This window comes from Desulforamulus profundi, assembly GCF_002607855.1.
The window spans coordinates 100,819-120,839 of the sequence record NZ_AWQQ01000088.1 but is presented as its reverse complement, the minus strand read 5'-3'; the positions used below and the strand labels follow the sequence as shown (position 1 = coordinate 120,839).

15 protein-coding genes and 4 pseudogenes are annotated in these 20,021 nt (G+C 52.0%); 4 read left to right on the top strand and 15 right to left on the bottom strand.

The window, feature by feature from the left end:
• Positions 1 to 80 precede the first annotated feature (80 nt).
• The 10 genes and pseudogenes from P378_RS13680 to acs all read right to left on the bottom strand — a co-directional run bounded on the left by P378_RS13680 (position 81) and on the right by acs (position 10,472).
• Positions 81 to 419 carry a P-II family nitrogen regulator gene (locus P378_RS13680; RefSeq protein ID WP_099083640.1) on the bottom strand — a complete coding sequence of 113 codons (339 nt, stop codon included), beginning with the start codon at positions 417 to 419 and terminating at the stop codon, positions 81 to 83.
• Positions 420 to 618: 199 nt separating this feature from the next.
• A complete protein-coding gene (locus P378_RS24275; protein WP_420796006.1) occupies positions 619 to 780 on the bottom strand; it encodes an ANTAR domain-containing protein in 162 nt (53 codons plus the stop codon).
• Positions 781 to 892: 112 nt separating this feature from the next.
• Entirely contained in the window at positions 893 to 1,192 is a 300-nt protein-coding gene (locus P378_RS21970) for an ANTAR domain-containing response regulator (RefSeq protein WP_238473232.1), read from the bottom strand.
• Between the two features lie 14 nt (positions 1,193 to 1,206).
• Positions 1,207 to 2,328, bottom strand: a complete 1,122-nt coding sequence (alr, locus tag P378_RS13670; RefSeq protein WP_099083639.1) for an alanine racemase — start codon at positions 2,326 to 2,328, stop codon at positions 1,207 to 1,209.
• 95 nt (positions 2,329 to 2,423) lie between these two features.
• A pseudogene (gene ald / locus P378_RS13665) lies at positions 2,424 to 3,547 on the bottom strand (alanine dehydrogenase).
• A 686-nt stretch (positions 3,548 to 4,233) separates the two neighbouring features.
• A pseudogene (locus tag P378_RS13655) lies at positions 4,234 to 5,798 on the bottom strand (NAD(P)H-hydrate dehydratase).
• A complete protein-coding gene (acpS, locus tag P378_RS13650) occupies positions 5,776 to 6,174 on the bottom strand; it encodes a holo-ACP synthase (RefSeq protein WP_099083637.1) in 399 nt (132 codons plus the stop codon). The pseudogene P378_RS13655 and the gene acpS overlap by 23 nt, the downstream one beginning before the upstream one ends.
• 91 nt (positions 6,175 to 6,265) lie before the next feature.
• Positions 6,266 to 7,051, bottom strand: a complete 786-nt coding sequence (locus P378_RS13645; protein ID WP_099083636.1) for a LytR/AlgR family response regulator transcription factor — start codon at positions 7,049 to 7,051, stop codon at positions 6,266 to 6,268.
• A gap of 12 nt (positions 7,052 to 7,063) precedes the next feature.
• Positions 7,064 to 8,425 (bottom strand): histidine kinase, encoded by a 1,362-nt coding sequence (locus P378_RS13640; protein WP_099083635.1) that lies wholly within the window; start codon positions 8,423 to 8,425, stop codon positions 7,064 to 7,066.
• Positions 8,426 to 8,543: 118 nt separating this feature from the next.
• On the bottom strand, positions 8,544 to 10,472 hold the full coding sequence (gene acs / locus P378_RS13635; protein WP_099083634.1) for an acetate--CoA ligase: 1,929 nt from the start codon (positions 10,470 to 10,472) through the stop codon (positions 8,544 to 8,546).
• A 327-nt stretch (positions 10,473 to 10,799) separates the two neighbouring features.
• Here acs and P378_RS13630 point away from each other — a divergent pair, with 327 nt between their 5' ends.
• From P378_RS13630 to P378_RS13620, 3 genes are all read left to right on the top strand, one after another.
• On the top strand, positions 10,800 to 12,188 hold the full coding sequence (locus tag P378_RS13630; protein ID WP_099083633.1) for an EAL domain-containing protein: 1,389 nt from the start codon (positions 10,800 to 10,802) through the stop codon (positions 12,186 to 12,188).
• Positions 12,189 to 12,223: 35 nt separating this feature from the next.
• Complete coding sequence (locus P378_RS13625) at positions 12,224 to 13,099, top strand: GGDEF domain-containing protein (protein ID WP_099083632.1); 876 nt, start codon at positions 12,224 to 12,226, stop codon at positions 13,097 to 13,099.
• 167 nt (positions 13,100 to 13,266) lie between these two features.
• Positions 13,267 to 14,079, top strand: coding sequence for a DUF169 domain-containing protein (locus P378_RS13620; RefSeq protein ID WP_099083631.1), 813 nt, complete (start codon positions 13,267 to 13,269; stop codon positions 14,077 to 14,079).
• Between the two features lie 510 nt (positions 14,080 to 14,589).
• On the opposite strand, the gene cysK is transcribed toward P378_RS13620, so the two are convergent.
• The 4 genes and pseudogenes from cysK to P378_RS13600 all read right to left on the bottom strand — a co-directional run bounded on the left by cysK (position 14,590) and on the right by P378_RS13600 (position 18,721).
• Complete coding sequence (cysK, locus tag P378_RS13615; RefSeq protein WP_099083630.1) at positions 14,590 to 15,546, bottom strand: cysteine synthase A; 957 nt, start codon at positions 15,544 to 15,546, stop codon at positions 14,590 to 14,592.
• Positions 15,547 to 15,850: 304 nt separating this feature from the next.
• Positions 15,851 to 17,491, bottom strand: a complete 1,641-nt coding sequence (gene groL, locus P378_RS13610; RefSeq protein WP_099083629.1) for a chaperonin GroEL — start codon at positions 17,489 to 17,491, stop codon at positions 15,851 to 15,853.
• Positions 17,492 to 17,557: 66 nt separating this feature from the next.
• Positions 17,558 to 17,842 carry a co-chaperone GroES gene (gene groES, locus P378_RS13605; protein ID WP_099083628.1) on the bottom strand — a complete coding sequence of 95 codons (285 nt, stop codon included), beginning with the start codon at positions 17,840 to 17,842 and terminating at the stop codon, positions 17,558 to 17,560.
• 391 nt (positions 17,843 to 18,233) lie between these two features.
• Positions 18,234 to 18,721: pseudogene (locus P378_RS13600) on the bottom strand (MogA/MoaB family molybdenum cofactor biosynthesis protein).
• Between the two features lie 97 nt (positions 18,722 to 18,818).
• On the opposite strand from P378_RS13600, the pseudogene fdhD reads away from it, so the two are divergent.
• Positions 18,819 to 19,606 (top strand): annotated as a pseudogene (gene fdhD / locus P378_RS24270) (formate dehydrogenase accessory sulfurtransferase FdhD).
• 24 nt (positions 19,607 to 19,630) lie between these two features.
• On the opposite strand, the gene P378_RS13590 reads toward fdhD, so the two are convergent.
• On the bottom strand, positions 19,631 to 20,011 hold the full coding sequence (locus P378_RS13590) for a winged helix-turn-helix domain-containing protein (protein WP_099083627.1): 381 nt from the start codon (positions 20,009 to 20,011) through the stop codon (positions 19,631 to 19,633).
• Between the last annotated feature and the right edge of the window lie 10 nt (positions 20,012 to 20,021).

The window sequence follows — 20,021 nt, the reverse complement described above, 5'->3', positions numbered from 1 at the left end:
GGCACCGTCATAGAATAAGGCGGACCAACCTTATTCCTGAAGGCACCTTTGCCCCAAAATTTATATCCTGTTGTAACTGATTAAAGGGCCTCGTCGCCGGACTCCCCGGTGCGGATTCGGATGGCATTTTCCACCGGGTAAATAAAGATCTTGCCGTCTCCCACTTCCCCTGTACGGGCGGTCTCGATGATCAGTTCCACCACCTCATCAACCCGGTTGTCCCGCAGAATGATCTCTACCTTAATTTTGGGCAACAGGTTGATGGTATACTCCTGACCCCTGTAAACATTGACCCTTCCCTTTTGCTTGCCGCATCCCATCACCTGGGTGACGGTCATGCCCTTAATGCCGTACTCATCCAGGGCTTGCTTTACCTGTTCCAGTTTACTGGGACGGATAATGGCTTCAATCTTTTTCATTGACCACCCCTCCTACATGCAAAACTTTAAAGCTGCGCAGGGATGGCAATAAATAAAGGCTCAACAACCTTGATCCGGTCATTGAGCCTTCGTTGGCTTTACGCTCGGGGTACGCCTTTGTTCCCCTGCTGCTACTGCTATTATATTCCCTCCGCCGTCTTTTGACAACGCCCGGAGGCAAGGAATTCTGTATACTTGGTCACATCTCTATTTCGTAGGCAGTAATAATCGCCTCCGCCACCGACTTCATGGTGGTCCTTTTTTTCATGGCCGTTTGCTGGATGGCCTTGAAAGCCTGCTCCTCGGTAAAACCTTTCTCTTCATGAGAAGTCCCTTGGCCCGCTCCACAATTTTCCGGGATTTCAGGGTCTCCTGCAGTTCATTCAACTGCTGCTGCAGCTGGGTGTATCTTTTGTAGGACGCCGCCGCCGCCTCCACCGCCGCGTAGACCTGGTCCTCCAGGTAGGGGCGCATCAGGAAGGCGGAGGCCACCTCTCTGGCGCGCTCCACCAGGGCCTTGTTGCCTGGGAAACCATCAGCACGGCCGGGGCCAGGTTTTCTTCCGTTAAGATTTTGGCCACCTGCATGCCGTCCAACACAGGTAGACGGTCGTCCAACAGCACCACTTCCGGCGAGGTGGTACGAACAGCCTTGAGAGCATTCATGCCGCTGCCGGCTTCTCCCACCACCCGGTAGCTAAGGCGGGGTAGCATTTGCCTCAACTGCTCCAGTTCATTTTTGTCTCCGCTGGCGATCACAATCCGTCTCTGCATAATCCATCTCCCGGCTACTCTGTATAAACCCGTGGGACCCTGCTTCCCACCCAGCAGACAACTTCATAGTTAATGGTACCCAACCAGGCAGCCACTTCTTCTACCGGTAATTTATTATTCTTATCCTGTCCGAAGATTATTACCGGGTCGTTCACCTGAACGCCTGGAATATGACCCACGTCCACCATACACTGGTCCATGCATACCCTGCCCACCACCGGCGCCCTCTGCCCCCGGACGAGCACCTGGCCCCGGGAAGAAAGCAGGCGGGGGTAGCCGTCGGCATAGCCAAGGGGCAGGGAAGCGATCACCGTTTGCTCCGGTACCGTGTACGTACAGCCGTAGCTGATCTTGGTCCCGGGCTTTACCCTTTTTACGTGGGCAATCCTGGCCTTTAAAGTCATGGCGGGGTATAAAGCCGCCCTGGATTTATCCACTTCCTTCGAGGGATATAAGCCGTACATCATAATGCCGGGACGAACCAGGTCCAGGTAGGATTCGGGAAAATCAATGATGGCCGCGCTGTTGGCACAATGCCGCAGGGGAAATGAAAGCCCCTGGTGTTCCAGGTTGTTTAACAGGGACAAAAACCGGTCCAACTGCCACCGGGTATAACTCTTGTCCGTTTCATCCGCCGCCGCAAAATGGGTATAAATTCCTTCAACCTGAAGGCCCGGTAGCAGGCAGACTTCTTTTATCTGCGCCGCCCCCTCTTCCTCAGCCGGAAAACCCAGTCTCCCCATGCCGGTATCCACCTTCAGATGGACGGTTGCCCTTATGCCCTTTTTTTCAGCTGCCCTGGCCGTTTGTTCGGCCATATCCAATCTGTAAACGGTTAAAATGATTTGGTTTTCCAGGGCACATGCCAGTTGATCCCGGGGGACATACCCAAAAATTAAAACAGGCACCTCAATGCCGGCCCTGCGAAGTTCCAGCGCTTCCGACAAACGGGCCACTGCCAGTCGCGCAGCTCCCGCTTCCAGGGCGGCCCGGGCCACCTGAACAGCACCGTGGCCGTAACCGTTGGCCTTGACCACAGCCATAATTTCCCTGTGGGGTCCCACCAGTCGCCTCACTTCTTTTATGTTATGCCGGATGGCCCCCAGATTTATCTCCGCCCAAACGGGTTCAGCCATTTTTCTTACACCTGCCAGTAAAACATAAATTTGCCTCTATTGTAGCATAAATGCAAAAAAATGCTTGGCCTGAGCCAAGCAAAGGTCATTTATGATTAGAAAGACTCGATAATCTGTAAGAGAGGAGTATATTCCAGGTTCAGGGCTTCAGCAACAGCCTTGAAAGTGCACTTGCCGTCCGCCACATTGACCCCTTTAGCCAGGGCACAGTTGTCTTTAACGGCCCTTAACCAACCCTTGTTGGCCAGCTGCACGGCATAGGGCAGGGTTACGTTGGTCAGGGCAAAGGTGGAGGTGCGGGATACGGCGCCGGGCATGTTGGCCACAGAATAGTGAATTACGCCGTATTTTTCATAAGTGGGTTCACTGTGGGTGGTCACCCGGTCAATGGTCTCGATAGAGCCGCCCTGGTCGATGGCCACGTCTACGATGACAGAGCCGGGTTTCATGGCTTTTACCATCTCTTCGGTGACCAGGCGGGGGGCCTTGGCGCCGGGAATCAACACCGCCCCTACCAGTAAATCAGCCTTTTTAACGGCCTCGGCAATATTATAGCTGTTGGACATCACGGTATGGATGCGCCCACCGAACAGGTCATCCAGGTAACGCAAACGATCAACATTAACATCCAGAATGGTAACATTGGCTCCCAGGCCCATGGCCATCTTGCAGCATTGGTACCGACAATGCCGCCGCCCACAATTACCACTTCAGCAGCCGGCACACCGGGTACGCCGCCCAGCAGCACACCTGCACCGCCATAGGTCTTCTCCAGATAACGGGCACCTATTTGAATGGCCATGCGGCCGGCCACTTCAGACATGGGTGTTAACAGGGGCAGGGACCCGTTCTCCAATTGAATGGTTTCATAGGCGACGCCGACCACTTTCTTTTTCAGCAGGGCCCTTGTTAATTCCGGTTCCGGGGCCAGGTGCAGGTAGGTAAAGAGCACTTGTCCTTCTTTGAATAAATCATATTCCGGCGGCAGGGGCTCCTTGACTTTCATAATCATATCGGCCCTGGCAAATACCTCTTTGGCGGTATCCACAATTTGGGCGCCGGCTTCCATATAAGCTTCATCGGTGATGCCGCTGCCCACACCGGCATTGTGTTCAATAATCACCTGGTGGCCATTGTTCCCCATGGCCTGTACCCCTGCGGGTGTAATAGCAACACGATTCTCATTATTTTTTATTTCCTTTGGTACTCCGATTAACACAGTGAGTCAACCTCCTTGGTGAATGATTGCTAAAACTAAAGAAGCAAAACTCATGCCAAACAAATCTTCTTTCAACAGGCCCGGAAAACAAGGCCCTTTCTGTCGTTTTTATATTTCTGGAAAATATTATTTCCACAAACTTCTCTTTAACCGGTAAATTGGCAAGATATATTTCCATGTCCGGAAATATATCTTGCCAATAGAAAATTAATTTTAAGTTTACGTACTCTCAATATAACGTTAATACATGGGGATTATAATAAAAATGGTTTTTCCGGCCAACAAAACTTCATATTCTCCTTATATTTTTTCAAACTCCTGCCACCGACCGGGCAGGATATTTTTTTCTTACCAAGAAGCAAAAGATATCAAACATGATCGGGTCATCTACTTTAACCGAAAAGAGGATGTTTATAATGACCCGGACCGGCATTTTCTACTATTATTTAAAGAAGTACATATAGAGCATGTCATATTTGTTCTCCTAAGCAGGTAAATCTAACGGAGGCTGATCACTGAAAAGGGGTTGGTGGCTAGATTGATTGCCGAACCCCGGAATACCCAGGACTGCCGTGCGGAAACCGTTATGGATACCCGCTTGGTGACCGTTCCTCTTTCTTTAAATAACTTTATTAGCCCCAGATGGTTCTAAAAAGGTTTGCCAAGGACTGTAGGGTTGATATAAGCTACCGGTCTGATCTGCCCTCTACAATGTTTTTGATAACTTCGGGTAAAAACTCCAGAATATCGCCAGCCAGGGTGCTGAGCTGACCCAAACGGCCGGCGGCCAGGTCGCCGGCGGAGCCGTGCAGATAGACGCCAGCGGCTGCGGCTTGTTCCGGCGAAAGGCCCTGGGCCAGCAGACCGGCGATCAGGCCTGCCAGTACATCGCCGCTGCCCGCGGTAGCCATGCCCGGGTTGCCTGTGGGGTTGATGTAAAGGCTGCCGTCCGGCGTCGTGATTACCGTGCGGGCTCCCTTTAGAACCGTCACCAGGTTCCACCTTTTGGCCGCCGCCCTGGCCAGGTCAAGCCGGTCTTCCTGTACTTCGGCCGCCGAAAGGTCCAACAGGCGGCCCATTTCTCCGGGATGCGGGGTGATGACGGCCGGTATTGTCAGCTTTGCCAGCAGGCCGGTGACGCCGGCCAGGGCATTGAGGGCGTCTGCGTCGATGACAACGGGGATGGTCAACCTTGGCAGCAGCGCCCGCACCAGTTCAACGGTTTCCGGGTGGGTGCCGATGCCGGGACCGGTGATGAGGACATCCGCCGACCGGCTGGCTGCAAGAATGGGTTCCAGGGCGTCCACCGCCAGGGTCCCCTCCGGGGTCTCCGGCAGACCACGGGTCATGGCTTCATCGATGGCAGCGGTTGCCACCGGTTGTGAGCTTTGCGGCAGGGCCAGGGTGACCAGCCCGGCTCCGGCCCTGAGGGCTGCCCTGGCTGTCATGCGGGCTGCCCCGGTCATGCCTTGGGAACCGGCCACCACCAGCACCCGGCCGTAGGTGCCTTGTGTGCAGTTGGTTGTCTGGGTTTAAACCAGGGAGCGATGATTTCCCCGGTCAAAAGCTGCCGGGGTATTTCCTTGCTGTCCGTCAGGGTCCGGGGCAGTGAAATATCCACCACATGCAGTCTGCCGGCATAGCCGGCGCCGGGTTCCACCACCAGGCCGATTTTGGGCAGGCCAAAGGTAACGGTATGGTCCGCCTGGATACAGGGACCGTAGGCCCGCCCGGTGTCTGCTTCCACTCCCGAAGGAATATCCACCGCCACCACCGGTAAACGGCTGGCATTGATCAAGTCAATGACCCGCCCCACCTTTTCATTGACGCTGCCGTGGAAACCGGTGCCGTAAAGGGCATCAACGATAAGATCGGTGTTGAGCAGGGCCACCTTGACGATATTAATGCCGTTGATCTGGTTCACCTGGTAGAGGGGCTGTCCCATCTTTTGCCAGATGTTCAGATTCACCCGGGCATCTCCCTGGAACTCCTCCGGGTCTGCCAGCAGCAAAACCTTTACCTGGGCCCCCCGGTTATGGAGATGCCTGGCCACCACCAGGCCATCGCCACCGTTGTTGCCTTTCCCCACCAGGATGGTAAAGACTTTTCCCTTAACCTCTTTCAGGACATCCTGGATAACCTCCACCACCCGCAGGCCGGCGTTTTCCATCAGGACAACTCCCGGGATGCCGTACTGCTCCATGGCCCGCCGGTCCATTTCTTTCATTTCACTCGCTGTTACTATGCGCACTGTCTCTACCTTCCTTCCCTACGGCCACCGCAAAGGCCACCGCCCGGCCCCGGTCATGGGAGATGCTCACCAGCACCCTGGCAACATCCATTTTTTCTGCCAGTTCCAGGGCCGCTCCCGTTAATTTCACTTCGGGCTTGCCTAGGTAATTGGGCAGTATCTCAATGTTGGTCCAGCGTAATTCCCGCAGCCCGGTACCCAGCGCCTTCAAAATGGCCTCTTTGGCGGCAAAGCGGCCGGCCAGGCATTGCACCTTGCCCTTGCAGTGCTCCTGTTCCGCCGGGGTAAAGACCCGGTCCAAAAACTGTTGGCCGGAACGGCTGACGGCCAGTTCAATTCTTTCTATTTCGATGATATCGGTGCCGATCCCCTTCATCCTGCCACCTCCGGGGGAAATTATTACCTATAAGTTTACACTAAAAAGTCTGCCTTTTAGCAGGCAGACTTCCAAAGAACGGTAAAAATTTTTAAAACCCCAGTATTTTTCTCAGTTTCTTGGCCTGGGCCCGGCTCACCGGCACTTCGCTGCGGTCCTTGTCCTCCAGCACCAGGTTGTAGGTGCCGTTAAAGAAAGGCACTATTTCTTTTACTTTCTGGAGGTTTACGATATAGCAGCGGTGGGTGCGAAAGAACATGCCCCCACCCAACCGGGCTTCCAAATCCTTCAAGGTGAAACGGGTAAAAAATTTATCGGAAAAGGTTTTAATATAGACATAATCACTTTCGGTAAAGGCATAAAAAACATCACTGATATCCACCAGAATGGTCTTGCCCTGTTTCTCGGCGGGAATACGGTTAATTTTAATTTCTCCTGTGTCGGAAGGACTCTTGGTCGTGTCCGGGATTATGCTCGGGCTGACCGGCAGCGGTGTACAGGCTTCACGTTCCTGCTGCGCCTTGATCACCCGGTCAATGGCCCGTTTCAAACGTTTTTCGTCAATGGGCTTCAAGATGTAGTCCACCGCATTGACGTCAAAGGCCTCCAGGGCGTGTTCATCATAGGCGGTAACAAAAATGACAAAGGGCGGCCTGGGCAGTTCCTGGATCACTGCCCCCAACTCCAATCCATTCATGCCGGGGAGGTTGATGTCCAAAAACAGTACCTGGTAGTCCAAGGCTCTGATCAGTACCAGGGCCTCTGTGGCGCTGGTGGCCTCCCCGACAATTTCAATGTTGTTAAAACGCCCCAGCATAAAACGCAATTCCTGCCGGGCCGGGTATTCATCATCCACGATCAGTGCCTTTAACGTCACTTTAATCCCTCCTTAATCATCGTCATGAACCATCAGGGGAACCCGCAGCCAAACGGTGGTTCCGTAACCCGGTTCACTTTCAATGTTTAGCCCGTGGTCTTCCCCAAACAATAATTTTAATCTTTCGTGCACATTGGAAAGCCCTACACCGCTGCCGGATCCAAAACCGGGCTCAAAAATCCTGGGCATAATCTCCGGCTGAATACCTACCCCGTCATCCGTAATGGCAATTTCAATCTCGTCCCCCCGGAGTTGGGCTGAAATCTGAACGAACCCCTGCCCCTCTTTGGGGGTAATGCCGTGCCGGACGGCATTTTCCACCAGGGGCTGGACCGTTAACACCGGAATGCGATAGTTTAGCAGTGATTTGTCAATATTCCTTACAACCCGTAGTTTTTCCCGGAAGCGGGCCTTTTCCAGCGCCAGGTAAGTATTAATATATTCCAGTTCCTCCTGCAGAGTGATAAAGCGGCCGTGACGTTTCAAAGAATGACGGAAGAAGGAAGCCAGCCGGATGAGCAGCCTGCGGGCGGTCTCAGGATTGGTGCGGGTAAACATGCTGATGGTATTGATGGTGTTAAAGAGAAAATGGGGGTTGATTTGGGCCTGCAGAGCGTCCAGTTCCGCTTTGGTGGCCAGCTGGGCCTGGTGGTCCAGTTCTGCCAATTCCATCTGCACCCCCAGCAGTTGGGCCACCCCCACAGCCAGCTTCACCACGCTGCCCGGGATTTGTCCCTTGTGGGTCTGGTAAAGCTTTACCGTACCCGTCACCTTCCCCTTGCAGATGAGCGGGGCAATGACGGCGGACTCCAGGGGACAGTTGCAGTCCTTCACAGGACAGTTGAACTCCCCTTTATGCTGTACCACCTTTAATTCCCCGGTGGCAATGACCTCCCGGGTGGCCCGGGTGACAATGGACCCTCCCACCGGGTGGTTTTCACAGCCAGTACCCAAAAAGGCCAGCACCTTCTCCCGGTCGGTAATGGCCACTGCCTCCACGTCACTGATCTTTTGAATGATTTCGGCAGTTTTCCGGGCTGTCTCCTCATTCAAACCCCGGCGCAGGAAAGGCAGGGTTTCGTTGGCAATCTGCAGGGTTGGGGCAAAGGATTTCTCATCCACCCGTACGGTTAAGACCCGTTTCAAGGGGCGCAACCCCAGGACGATAAAAGTCCCGCTGAACCCCGCCAGGCACAGGGCAAGAACTTCCAGTGCCATATCGGGCCGCCAGAGCGCAAATAGAAGGCCCAGGGTCGCCTGCACCGCTGCCAAACGAAGAACGGTGGTGGCTTCCGGCATACGGAAGCCGAATTTTTTATTAAGATGTTGATTTAATAGTCGCAGTTTTTCCATATCTTTTACTTCTACATTCATGCCGTCACTTCCTTCAAAAAACAGTGGCAGGTATTGTATACCTGCCGGGGGAGGAGTAAAAAAGATTCTATTGTAGACCAGTTGGGGCCATTGTATTTATTTTTGATTTACAGAGACACTACCTGCTCATTAACTGTTTAAGTACGGCGGGGTCGGCCAGAGTCGAAGTGTCACCCAGTACCCTGCCTTCGGCAATGTCCTTGAGCAAACGCCGCATAATCTTACCGCTGCGGGTTTTGGGCAGTTCCCAGGCGCAAATAATTTCTTCCGGACGGGCCAGGCCGCCGATTTTCTTCGCCACATGGCTCTTCAAATCCTTCTCCAGTTCCGGAGCCCAGGCAATGCCTTCCCGCAGGGTAACAAAGGCGGACACAGCCTGCCCTTTTAATTCATGGGTGCGGCCGATAACGGCTGCCTCCGCCACCGCCGGGTGTTCCACCAGGGCGCTTTCCACTTCAGCTGTGCCGATTCTATGACCGGACACGTTAATGACATCATCTACCCGGCCCAGTACCCAGATATAGCCGTCTTCATCCCGGCGGGCGCCGTCACCGGTAAAATACATACCTTCAAAACGGCTCCAGTAGGTATCCACATAGCGCGTGGGATCCTTATAAACGGTGCGCAGCATGGAGGGCCAGGGTTTCTTAATGACCAGGTAGCCGCTCTCCCCTGCTTTCACCGGTTCGCCCAGTTCATCCACCACATCCACCGACACACCGGGCATAGGCATGGTGGCGGAGCCTGGTTTGGTAGGCGTTAAGCCCGGCAGCGGGGCAACCATGACACTGCCGGTTTCGGTTTGCCACCAGGTATCCACAATGGGACATCTTTCCCTGCCGATATGTTTATGATACCACAGCCAGGCTTCCGGATTGATGGGCTCACCAACCGAACCCAGCAGCCTGAGGGAGGATAAGTCCCTGCCGGCTGGATAACTTTCTCCCCACTTCATGAATAACCGGATGGCGGTGGGGGCGGTATAAAAGAGAGTAACCCGGTATTTCTCAATGAGTTCCCAGAAACGATCCCGTTCGGGGTAATCCGGAGCCCCTTCGAACACAAAAACGGTGGCGCCGTTGGCCAGGGGACCGTAAACGAGATAACTGTGACCGGTAATCCAGCCGATATCCGCGGTGCACCAGTACACGTCGTCCTCTTTCAGATCAAAAAGATTCCGGTGGGTGGAGGTGACCCCGGTCAAATACCCTCCTGTGGTATGAACAATGCCCTTGGGTTTGCCGGTGGTGCCGCTGGTATACAAAATAAACAGGGTATCTTCAGCATCCATGATTTCCGGTTGGCAAACAACAGGCGCATTTTTCATCTCTTCCTGGTACCAGACATCCCGGCCCGGTTCCATGTAAACTTCACTGCCGGTCCTTTGCACCACCACAACCTTTTCTACACTGGAGCACTGGGTTAAAGCCGCATCCACATTTTGCTTGAGGGGAATAGCCTTGCCCCGCCGCCAGCAGGCATCCGTTGTAACGACCACCTTGGCTTCGGCATCATTGATTCTGTCGCGTAAGGCTTCAGCGGAAAAACCACCAAAGACCAGGCTGTGGGGCGCCCCGATGCGGGCACAGGCCAGCATGGCAATGACAGCCTCGGGAATCATCGGCATATAGATGGTGACAACGTCGCCCTTGGCAACCCCCAGGTTCTTCAGTACATTGGCAAACTTGCTGACTTCCCGGTGCAGGTCCTGGTAGGTTAAGACCACCTGGTCCCCTGGTTCCCCTTCAAAAATAATGGCAGCTTTATTTCTACGCCAACCGTCTAAATGCCGGTCAACACAATTGACACAGGCGTTTAACTTGCCGCCGACAAACCACTGGGCAAAGGGGCTTTGCCATTCCAGCACCTTATCCCAGGTTTTGTACCAGTGAAGCTTCTTGGCTTCTTCGGCCCAAAAACCTTCATAATCCATCCCTGCCCAGTCGTAGATGCGAGCATCCCGGACATTGGCCCGGGCGGAGAAAGAGACATCGGGATAATAGACCTGCTCCTCCGTAGCAAACGCTAAATTTCTTTGGTTAAACATAACCCTACCTCCCAAGCCGTTATTTTACTTTTATCTTACTGAATTGGGGACTTGGGAGATATATTTTTCCCGTTAAAGGGAAGAAAGCAGGCCTTTTCTGATGATCCTCCCCCCCGAACGGTGCAATCTTATTGTTAAAAGGGGTTCCACCCCCGCTTGAACCATTGGGGGTGAAAAATATACCATTAAAGGCTGTTTTTGTGCCTTTGGCGCGAAAAAAGAGAACTCTTTAAAGTGTGTTAACCGCTCTTTAACCATTTATTAATGTGAATCTAACGGGCCTGTGATACGCTGAGTTAACCAAGAACTTCCAAGGTGGTATGGCAATTGTTTCTTAAGTTGACCAGCCAGTTAAAAACAAGACTGTTTGGGTTGTTAAAACACAAAGGTCTATTCTTTAATCTGCTTGAGGGTACCTCTTTTCTGGACAAGCTGAAACAAATGATGACCCGGGGTTCTTCTGTACTGCTCCTTTATGTGGACATCGCAGATTTTCACCAGGTGGTGCAGCTCCATGGCGAAGCCATGGCCAAAAGGATCCTCCACATAATCCGTCCGGCATTGCGGGAAAGAGCAGGAGAATTTATAAATTGTTCCGGAGAAATCGTGGTGGAAAATTTGTGGGGGGACGACTTCCTGGTCCTCTGCCGTCAGGAAAAAACACTTTCCCCGGAGCAGCTTAATAAAATGACCACCGCCATGCGCATTGCCCTGGAAGAAGCATTGAAGACAGAGCTTTTAAAGGTTACCGGCAACATAGTGAAACTCCATATAGGCTGTTCTACCATCACCAGAGGCTATAGAAACCCCGAACATGCGCTGTACACCGCACTGAAAGAGGCCCAAAAGGTGGCCAAAGGCACCTGGGATCAGCAGACCGTTCACCTGTTAGGGGAATTTAACGAGTTGTTGGAGAACAAAAAATTCCGCATCGTTTACCAACCCATTGTGTCTTTACAAACCGGTGAAATCCTGGCTTGGGAGGCCTTAACCCGGGGACCGGAAAACAGCTACTTTTTCTCTCCTGCTGTCATTTTTAACTATGCCGCGGAAGTGGGACTGCTGTTCCCCCTGGAAAAGGTTTGCCGGGAAATAGCCATTAAAAACCTTGGTCTGGTGGATAACATGCAAAAACTTTTTCTCAATATCCATCCCCATACCATCAACGACCCGCAGTTTGTCAAAGGCGAGACCATAAAATTCTTGAAGGACAGTCATTTAAGCCCCCATAACCTGGTCTTTGAAATTACCGAGCGGCAGGGCATCCACGACTTCCATCAATTTAACAAGACCCTGGCCCATTATCGCAATCAGGGGTACCGTGTGGCGGTGGACGATGCCGGAGCAGGTTTCTCCAGTCTACAGGCCATTGCCGAGGTCAGACCGGAATACATAAAGATCGACCATTCACTGGTCCGGGATATCAATAGCAACCTGGTCAAGCAGGCCCTGTTGGAAACCTTTGTTATCTTCGCCCAGAAAATTGGCTGCACCATTATCGCCGAAGGTATTGAGACGGAGGCAGAGTTGACGACCCTGCGTTCCATCGGGGTGCATTACGGGCAGGGGTACTTTTTGGCCCGCCCGGCGTACCCCAAGCCCTCCGTACGTACCGAGCACTCAACAAAATTCTTTCCCTGGCCTCCCGCAACCCCACGGGCGTATGGCAAAAGGCCTTTCCCATCGGGGAAATCACCGAACTGGCGGTTCAAATAACAACGGATACACCGGTCCGCAGACTGAGAGAGTTAATGGACGCCAACGAGTTGGTTAACGGGGTGGTGGTGGTGGACGGCAATCGACCGGTGGGCTTGATTATGCGCCATTACCTGGACCGCTACCTGGGAACCCAATACGGGGTGGCGCTTTATTTTGAGCGACCGGTGTCCATGATCATGGATGCGGACCCCCTGATTATAGATACCTCCATACCCATTGAACAGGTATCCCAGCTTTCAATGAGCCGGGACAAGCTCAAACTTTACGATTACATCGTTGTTACCAGGGAAAATCAGCTGCACGGTGTGGTGTCTGTACAGACACTGCTGGATACCATGACCAAAATCCGTATGGAGGTGGCCAAAGGGGCCAACCCCTTGACCGGCTTGCCCGGCAATTTGACCATTGAAAGGGAGATCAACAACCGCCTGACGGAAAAGTCCCCCTTTGCCTGTATCTGCGTTGACCTGGACAACTTTAAATCCTACAATGACCGCTACGGTTTTGAAAACGGCGATCGCTTGATCCTGCTGTCAGCCAGACTGTTAACCGGCACAGTTCGTAAATATGGCAGTTCCCTGGATTTTGTCGGGCACATTGGCGGGGACGATTTCATTGTCCTCACCCACAAGGACAAGGCAGAAGAAATCTGCCGGCGTTACATTCGCTACTTTGATCGATTGGTGAAAAACTTTTATTCCACCGAGGACAGAAATGTCGGTGGATTTTACGGCATAAACAGGCAGGGTCAGGAAACCTGGTTTCCGCTGGTCTCGGTTTCTATGTCCATTGCTGATTGTGCCGGCCACTGCTCGCCGGAACACCTGGCGGAAACCACCGCCCAACTCAAGCAATATGCCAAGTCCAAATTTGGCAGTATTTATGTCCGGGACCGCAGAAAATCTTGAAGGTAATACGCAGCCCGGTCCGGGTCCAGGCTCCCCCCAGGAGTCTTTTTGTTGCAAATGTTAGCAAGCTGACAAAAAAACTGTGTGCTGCAGCACAATTTTTTTGTCTTATATTTGATATTATATTAACCAGTTATTACATACACCATTTGTAAGGAGGCGCCATCATGCTGCTTATCAATGTTGCGGAACTGGCAAGTAAAGAGTCCCTGACCTATGAAGAAATGCACAGGGCCTTTGCAGCCCTGTATAAGCTTGAATACAACCCCGTGGCGGTTAAATTTTACTTTGATCAAGAAGAATTCGACCGGTTGGCGGCTGAAAAAATCCCCGGTCCGAAGATGACCTTTTGCCAGGCGGTCCTGGCCTCCCGCATGGACGACTATATTGTTAAGATCAGTGATGATAAACTTCTCTGTGATAATGCACGGACCGTCTTTGGTTTCCGTGCCGCCACCGAGGAGGAGGTAAAGGACCACCTGAAATATACCAACGACTGGGAGTTGGCCCAAAAATGCTTGGAACTGAAACCCAAACTGCCCCTGGGGGAACTGAAGGGCATCATGACCGCCCCCCTGTTTAAGACACCGGTAACCCCCGACGTGGTCTTCTTTATTGTGAACCCCTTTCAGGCCTACCATATCCTGAATGATTACATCGGGGGCACCAAGGTTTCCAGCGTCACTTCCACGCACACCGTCAATTCGGCCGTTTGTGGCGGTTCCGTGGACTGTTACCTGAGCCACACCGCCGGCATGAAAACCATGTGCGCCGGCAGCTATACTTCTGGTAAAACCGAAAAGGGTGAAGTCAATGTTTTTATTCCCGGCGATCAAATTGAAGCGGTGGCCAAACAGCTGTTAAAGAGAAGCCATCATTACAGCGGCGGCGCATCCTTTGTGGGGGCCGGCGGCCAGGAATACCCCGGTGTGGACGTTTGTAAAAAATGCCCCATGATCCGGTTTAAGGATAGTGAATAGTAAAAATCATTGATAGGAAGGGACTCTTCTTAGGAAGCGTCCCTTCCTATTAACCAATTATTTGGTTGACGGGCAGTAAAACCTATGGTAAAATTATTTATTAAGCTAAGAAGGGGGTGATAGGATGACAAAGGAACTGATTGATCAAATCCTTGCAGATGTTGGTCTGGAAAAAGTCGAGGACAGCGAAGAAGGCTCCTCACAGTAAGAAACCGAAGGCGAATAACCCTGACGCCTTCGGTTTCTTCGTTTATTGTCTTCTTCTTTGATCCGGTGAATTCTTTTCACTGTAATCTATCTTTTCCAATCCAACGTCCTCCAGGATTTTGTTAATGAGCTCCTTTGACATCCTATCACATCCCTTTCTCTAAAGTAAAAACAAAAGGGCAACGGTTTTGCCGCACCCTTGCCAGACTGATTTTGATGCACCCTTGCATTGATGAAGTTTTTTAGATTATAGCAGGTTGGACAGGTACCTTTCAACAGGTTCTTGTCATGAATACAATACACTTACTGGTTTGCCTGAAAGCTTTCTTGCAACGGTTCTTCTTTAAACAGGGCAGTGGACAAATAGCGTTCCCCGGTATCCGGCAATAAAACCACCACCAGTTTCCCGGCATTTGCCGCCCGCCGCGCCACCTCCAGGGCTGCGTAGAGGGCGGCACCGGCGGATATGCCCACCAGGATCCCCTCTTCCCGGGCTAACCGCCTGACCGTCTCCATGGCCTGATCCCCGGTCACCTGAAAAACTTCGTCTACCAATGCAAGGTTCAAAACCTCCGGAATAAATCCCGCTCCAATGCCCTGGATGGGGTGAGGCCCCGGGGTGCCGCCGGAAAGGACCGGAGATAGCGCCGGTTCCACCGCCACCGCTTGAAAATCAGGTTTTCTTTCCTTCATATATTTGGTAACTCCGGTGATGGTGCCGCCAGTGCCCACGCCGGCCACAAAGATATCCACCTTGCCCCCGGTATCCTCCCAGATTTCTACAGCGGTGGTTTCCACATGGGCCCTGGGGTTGGCCGGATTGGCAAACTGCTGCAGCATCATAGCGTTCTCCAGACCGGCTGCCAGTTCTTCCGCTTTGGCAATGGCCCCTGCCATCCCCAGTCCCCCGGGTGTTAAAACAAGCTCCGCCCCGTAGGCCTTTAACAGGCTGCGCCGTTCCTGACTCATGGTTTCCGGCATGGTTAACATAAGCCGTATGCCCAGGGAGGCACAGACCATGGCCAGCCCCACCCCGGTGTTACCGCTGGTGGGTTCGATCAACACACTTTCTTTCGTAATAACGCCCCGCTGCAGAGCATCGGTGACCATGGCGTAAGCGATCCTGTCCTTAACGCTGCCGCCGGGATTAAAAGACTCCACCTTGGCCAGCACTTCCGCGGCCATCCCCCCGGTCAGGCGATTTAATCGTACCAGGGGCGTGCGGCCGATGGTCTCCAAGATACTGTTATAAACAGGCATGGTTCATTCCTCCGCTTATTTTGTTTTCTTTATAATAGAACAAGTAGAAGGAGTTATACAGTGTAGTAAATGAAAATTTTAACATCCAACAGGTGTATTATAACTGGAATTATAAAAATCTATGTCTTCGCCGTTACATAAGCGTGGTCAACCGTATTATTCAACTCCCCTCCTGTTGTCCAATACAAAAGTTTATTTTTACACTTTTTTAAAAATAACTTAATATCTTAGGTACCAGGTACCAAAAAGACGCTAAAAAACCTCCATCTGAGTTAGATGGAGGTTTTTTGACAGGTTGGCTGAATTACATCATGCCGCCCATACCGCCCATACCGCCCATACCGCCCATACCGGCCATGGGGTTAGCTTCTTTTTCAGGTTTCTCGGAAACCAGGGTTTCGGTGGTCAGGATCATGGCTGCGATGGAAGCAGCGTTTTGCAGAGCAGAACGGGTTACCTTGGCCGGGTCAACGATACCGGCGGCAATCATATCAACATACTGTTCGGTCATGGCGTTGAAACCGATGCCCTTTTCCTGAGCGCGTACTTTTTCAACCACCACAGAACCTTCATGACCGGCGTTGTTGGCAATCTGGCGGAGAGGTTCTTCCAGAGCGCGCTTCACAATATCCACACCGGTCTTGGCATCACCTTCTGCCTGGACGGTGTCCAGGGTATCGATGATGTCCACATAGGCGGTACCGCCACCGGGTACGATGCCTTCTTCAACGGCGGCACGGGTTGCGTTGAGAGCGTCGTCAATGCGCAGTTTCTTTTCTTTCATTTCAACTTCAGTGGCTGCGCCAACCTGGATTACGGCTACGCCGCCAGCCAACTTGGCCAGACGCTCCTGGAGTTTTTCACGGTCGAAATCAGAAGTGGCTTCTTCAATTTGTTTCTTGATTTGGGCAATACGAGCTTCAATCTTGGACTGGTCGCCAGCACCGCCCACGATGATGGTTTCTTCTTTCTTAACGCGTACCTGGCGGGCAGTACCCAGCATATCCAGGGTGGCTTTATCCAGCTTAAGGCCTACTTCTTCGGTAATCACAGTACCACCGGTGAGGGTGGCGATGTCTTCCAGCATGGCCTTGCGGCGATCGCCAAAGCCGGGCGCCTTCACGGCAACCACATTCAGAGTGCCGCGCAGTTTGTTCAGTACCAGAGTAGCCAGGGCTTCGCCTTCCAGGTCTTCACAGATCAGCAGCACAGGCTTGTTGCCGGTTTGCACAACCTTCTCCAGCACAGGCAGCAGCTCCTGGACGGAGGAAACCTTCTTATCGGTAATTAAGATATAGGGATCGGAAAGGGAAGCTTCCATTTTGTCGGTGTCGGTAATCATGTAGGGAGAGATGTAGCCACGGTCAAAGTTCATCCCTTCCACCACTTCCAGGGTGGTGCCGATACCCTGGGATTCTTCAACGGTGATAACGCCGTCTTTGCCAACTTTCTCCATAGCTTCGGCAATCAGGTTGCCGATGGAGTCGTCGTTGGCAGAAATGGTTGCAACCTGAGCAATGGCCTCTTTGCTTTCAATGGATTTGGCCATGGCCTTGATTTCTTCAACAGCCTTTTCTACAGCCTTCTCAATGCCGCGCTTGATGATCATGGGGTTGGCGCCGGCAGCCACGTTTTTCAGACCTTCACGCACCAGAGCCTGGGCCAGCACAGTGGCGGTGGTGGTGCCGTCACCGGCTACATCGTTGGTCTTGGTGGCAACTTCTTTTACCAGTTGGGCGCCCATGTTTTCAAAGTGATCGGGCAGTTCAATTTCACGAGCAATGGTTACACCGTCGTTGGTGATGGTGGGAGCGCCAAATTTCTTGTCGATAACCACGTTACGTCCTTTGGGGCCGAGGGTTACTTTAACGGCTTCGGCCAGGGCGTTAACACCTCTTTCCAGCGCTTTGCGAGCATCCTCGCGGAAAATAATTTCTTTAGCCAAGGTTCATGACCTCCTTAGATATCAAAAACTTGAGATGATAAGTTTTAAGTACGTACATACGGGTCATTATTCAATAACAGCAAGTACATCCATTTCACGCAGAATTAAATACTCTTCTTCATCAATCTTAACTTCATTGCCTGCATACTTGGAGAAAAATACTTTGTCTCCAACTTTCAGGTCAATGGTGGCACGCTGGCCATTTTCCAGCAGACGACCGGGTCCCACAGCAATTACTTCTCCCTGCTGGGGCTTCTCCTTCGCAGTGTCCGGCAGAACGATGCCGCTTTTGGTCTTTTCTTCCTGGGGTATTGCCTTGACAACTACCCTGTCACCTAATGGTTTAATCACAAAAAACCCTCCTTTAAAATATTAAGGTTTTTTAATTGACGGGTCCGGTTTGTTAGCACTCATTAACCGCGAGTGCTAACACCCAGTAATTATAATATAGAACAAGAAAATTAAATGCAACCACCTCTACAACAAAATAATCCAATTTATCGATGGTAATAACCAAATTACGGGTATTTATCTTTTAATTTCTCCTTCTAGATTACATTTACTGGGTTTGTTAATTCATCCACCACCTACAAAATATTTTTACCATATACCTGGTTTTTTTATGCAATTCCTCTTTAAATTTTTTCCATTTTTATTACTGTCTTATACCTGAAAGAAAATAAAAGTCAGAGGCCAAAGCTTATAATTTCTCACTTCCAACCTCTCACATCTCACTTCTCAATCAGGGTTGGCCGCATTCCCCGCCTTTGCCGCTGAGAATTTCCAGTCCATGGGGCAGCACCGGCAGAACAACTTCCAAGCACTCCCGGACGCCCTTGACACTGCCCGGTAAATTGATAATCAGGGTCCTCCCCCGGGTTCCGCTAACCGCCCGGGATAACATGGCCTTGGTGGTCTTTTGCAGGCTTGCCGCCCGGATCGCTTCAGCAATACCGGGAACCTGACGGTCGATGACAGCCAGGGTCGCTTCGGCGTATGATCCCTTGGTCCCAGCCCGGTCCCCCCTGTGGTAAGAATAAGGTCCAGGCGGTGAACATCCGCAAATTCAACTAATGCTTCCTTGATAACCTCCGGGTCATCCGGAACGATTCGGTACTGTTCCACCGTTCCAAGGTCCCCCACCATTTGCCGGATGGTGGCCCCGCCGGTATCTTCCCGCAGGCCCTGGGAACCTTTGTCACTCATGGTTACAATGCCTATTTTGTACATAATGTTTCTCTCCTCGTTGATTGATCCAACCTTCACAACCCTGAAGGGTTGGGTTAAAATAAAGTAAAGTTTACGGTACCTTTTAGGGGGTTGAGAAATGGTTTGGCAAGTCAATAAAACAACACATAAAATTATCCGCATTAAGGGCGATAAAGCGCTCTGTACAGAGGATGTCATCGTGCGTGAAGTACCGATTACACTGTTCCTTAACGGTAAAGAATTTGTGACAATGGTATGCTCTCCCCAGGCTCTTGAGGAATTAACCGTAGGCTTTCTTTGTTCCGAGGGCCTGCTGCAATCCCCGGAGGATATCAAAAACATCAGGATCGATCAGGAAAACGGCATTGTCTATATTGATGCGCCTGAATGCGAGACCGAGTCAAGATTCTTAAAAGAAACATTACGTCCTGCTGTGGCCGGGGCCGGCCGGTGTTTTATTTCGTAAATGATGCCAAAAGCATGAACAAAGTTTCTGCCAGCCTGCTGGTGACCCCGGGGCAGGTCTGGGATTTGTCCGACCGTCTGGAACAAATGTCGGTTTTATTTAAAGAAACCGGCGGCGTTCATAACGCTGCCCTTTGTGCCGCCACCGAGGTGATCCTCTTTTACGAAGACGTCGGGCGGCACAATGCGGTGGATAAAATCTTTGGCCGCGCCTTTTTAAACCACATCCCCCTGGAGGATAAAATTCTTGTCTTCAGCGGCCGGGTCTCTTCGGAGATCGTCATTAAAGTAGGCAAAATGGGCCTGCCGGTCATCATCTCCCGCTCCGCCCCCACCGACCTGGGCCTGGAGATGGCGCAGAAGCTGGGCATCACTGTGGTTGGCTTTGCCAAGGGCGAGCGGATGAATGTGTATACGTATCCGGAGAGAATTTTGGGATAAATCGTCGGTCGTGGCTGTTTTAGCTTAGCTCTCCCCAAAACATTCTTTAAAAATCTCATCTGTCGCCCTATCCATCTCGTCTCGAAAGGCCCCGAAACACTCCAGCAGCCTGCTTGCTTCCCGGGTGAGGGTGGCGCCGCCGCCGGCGTCGCCACCCACCTGGGTTTCTACCAGCCTAAATCCCCAGTTTTTTTCAGCGGTTTTAATCTTACCCCAGGCAGCACGGTAAGACATGCCCATGATCCGGGCCGCCTGGGAGATGGAACCGTGTTCCTTTACATTCATCAGCAGGTAGTACAGCCCGTCTCCGAAATTTGTGCCGCCGCTCTCCAGCCAGACTTTGCAGCCCGGTTGAAAAAGCTCCACTAGGGGCCGGCTGCCATTCCCGGTGTTATTCTGTTTCATGACGGGCCTC

Coding starts and splice junctions, on each gene's coding strand:
- P378_RS13620 (WP_099083631.1), top strand. CDS start 13,267: ATGCTGCTTATCAATGTTGCGGAACTGGCAAGTAAAGAGTCCCTGACC.
- P378_RS13625 (WP_099083632.1), top strand. CDS start 12,224: ATGGACGCCAACGAGTTGGTTAACGGGGTGGTGGTGGTGGACGGCAAT.
- acpS (WP_099083637.1), bottom strand. CDS start 6,174: ATGAAGGGGATCGGCACCGATATCATCGAAATAGAAAGAATTGAACTG.
- acs (WP_099083634.1), bottom strand. CDS start 10,472: ATGTTTAACCAAAGAAATTTAGCGTTTGCTACGGAGGAGCAGGTCTAT.
- P378_RS13590 (WP_099083627.1), bottom strand. CDS start 20,011: ATGAAACAGAATAACACCGGGAATGGCAGCCGGCCCCTAGTGGAGCTT.
- P378_RS13680 (WP_099083640.1), bottom strand. CDS start 419: ATGAAAAAGATTGAAGCCATTATCCGTCCCAGTAAACTGGAACAGGTA.
- cysK (WP_099083630.1), bottom strand. CDS start 15,546: ATGCCTGTTTATAACAGTATCTTGGAGACCATCGGCCGCACGCCCCTG.
- alr (WP_099083639.1), bottom strand. CDS start 2,328: ATGGCTGAACCCGTTTGGGCGGAGATAAATCTGGGGGCCATCCGGCAT.
- P378_RS13640 (WP_099083635.1), bottom strand. CDS start 8,425: ATGAATGTAGAAGTAAAAGATATGGAAAAACTGCGACTATTAAATCAA.
- P378_RS21970 (WP_238473232.1), bottom strand. CDS start 1,192: ATGCAGAGACGGATTGTGATCGCCAGCGGAGACAAAAATGAACTGGAG.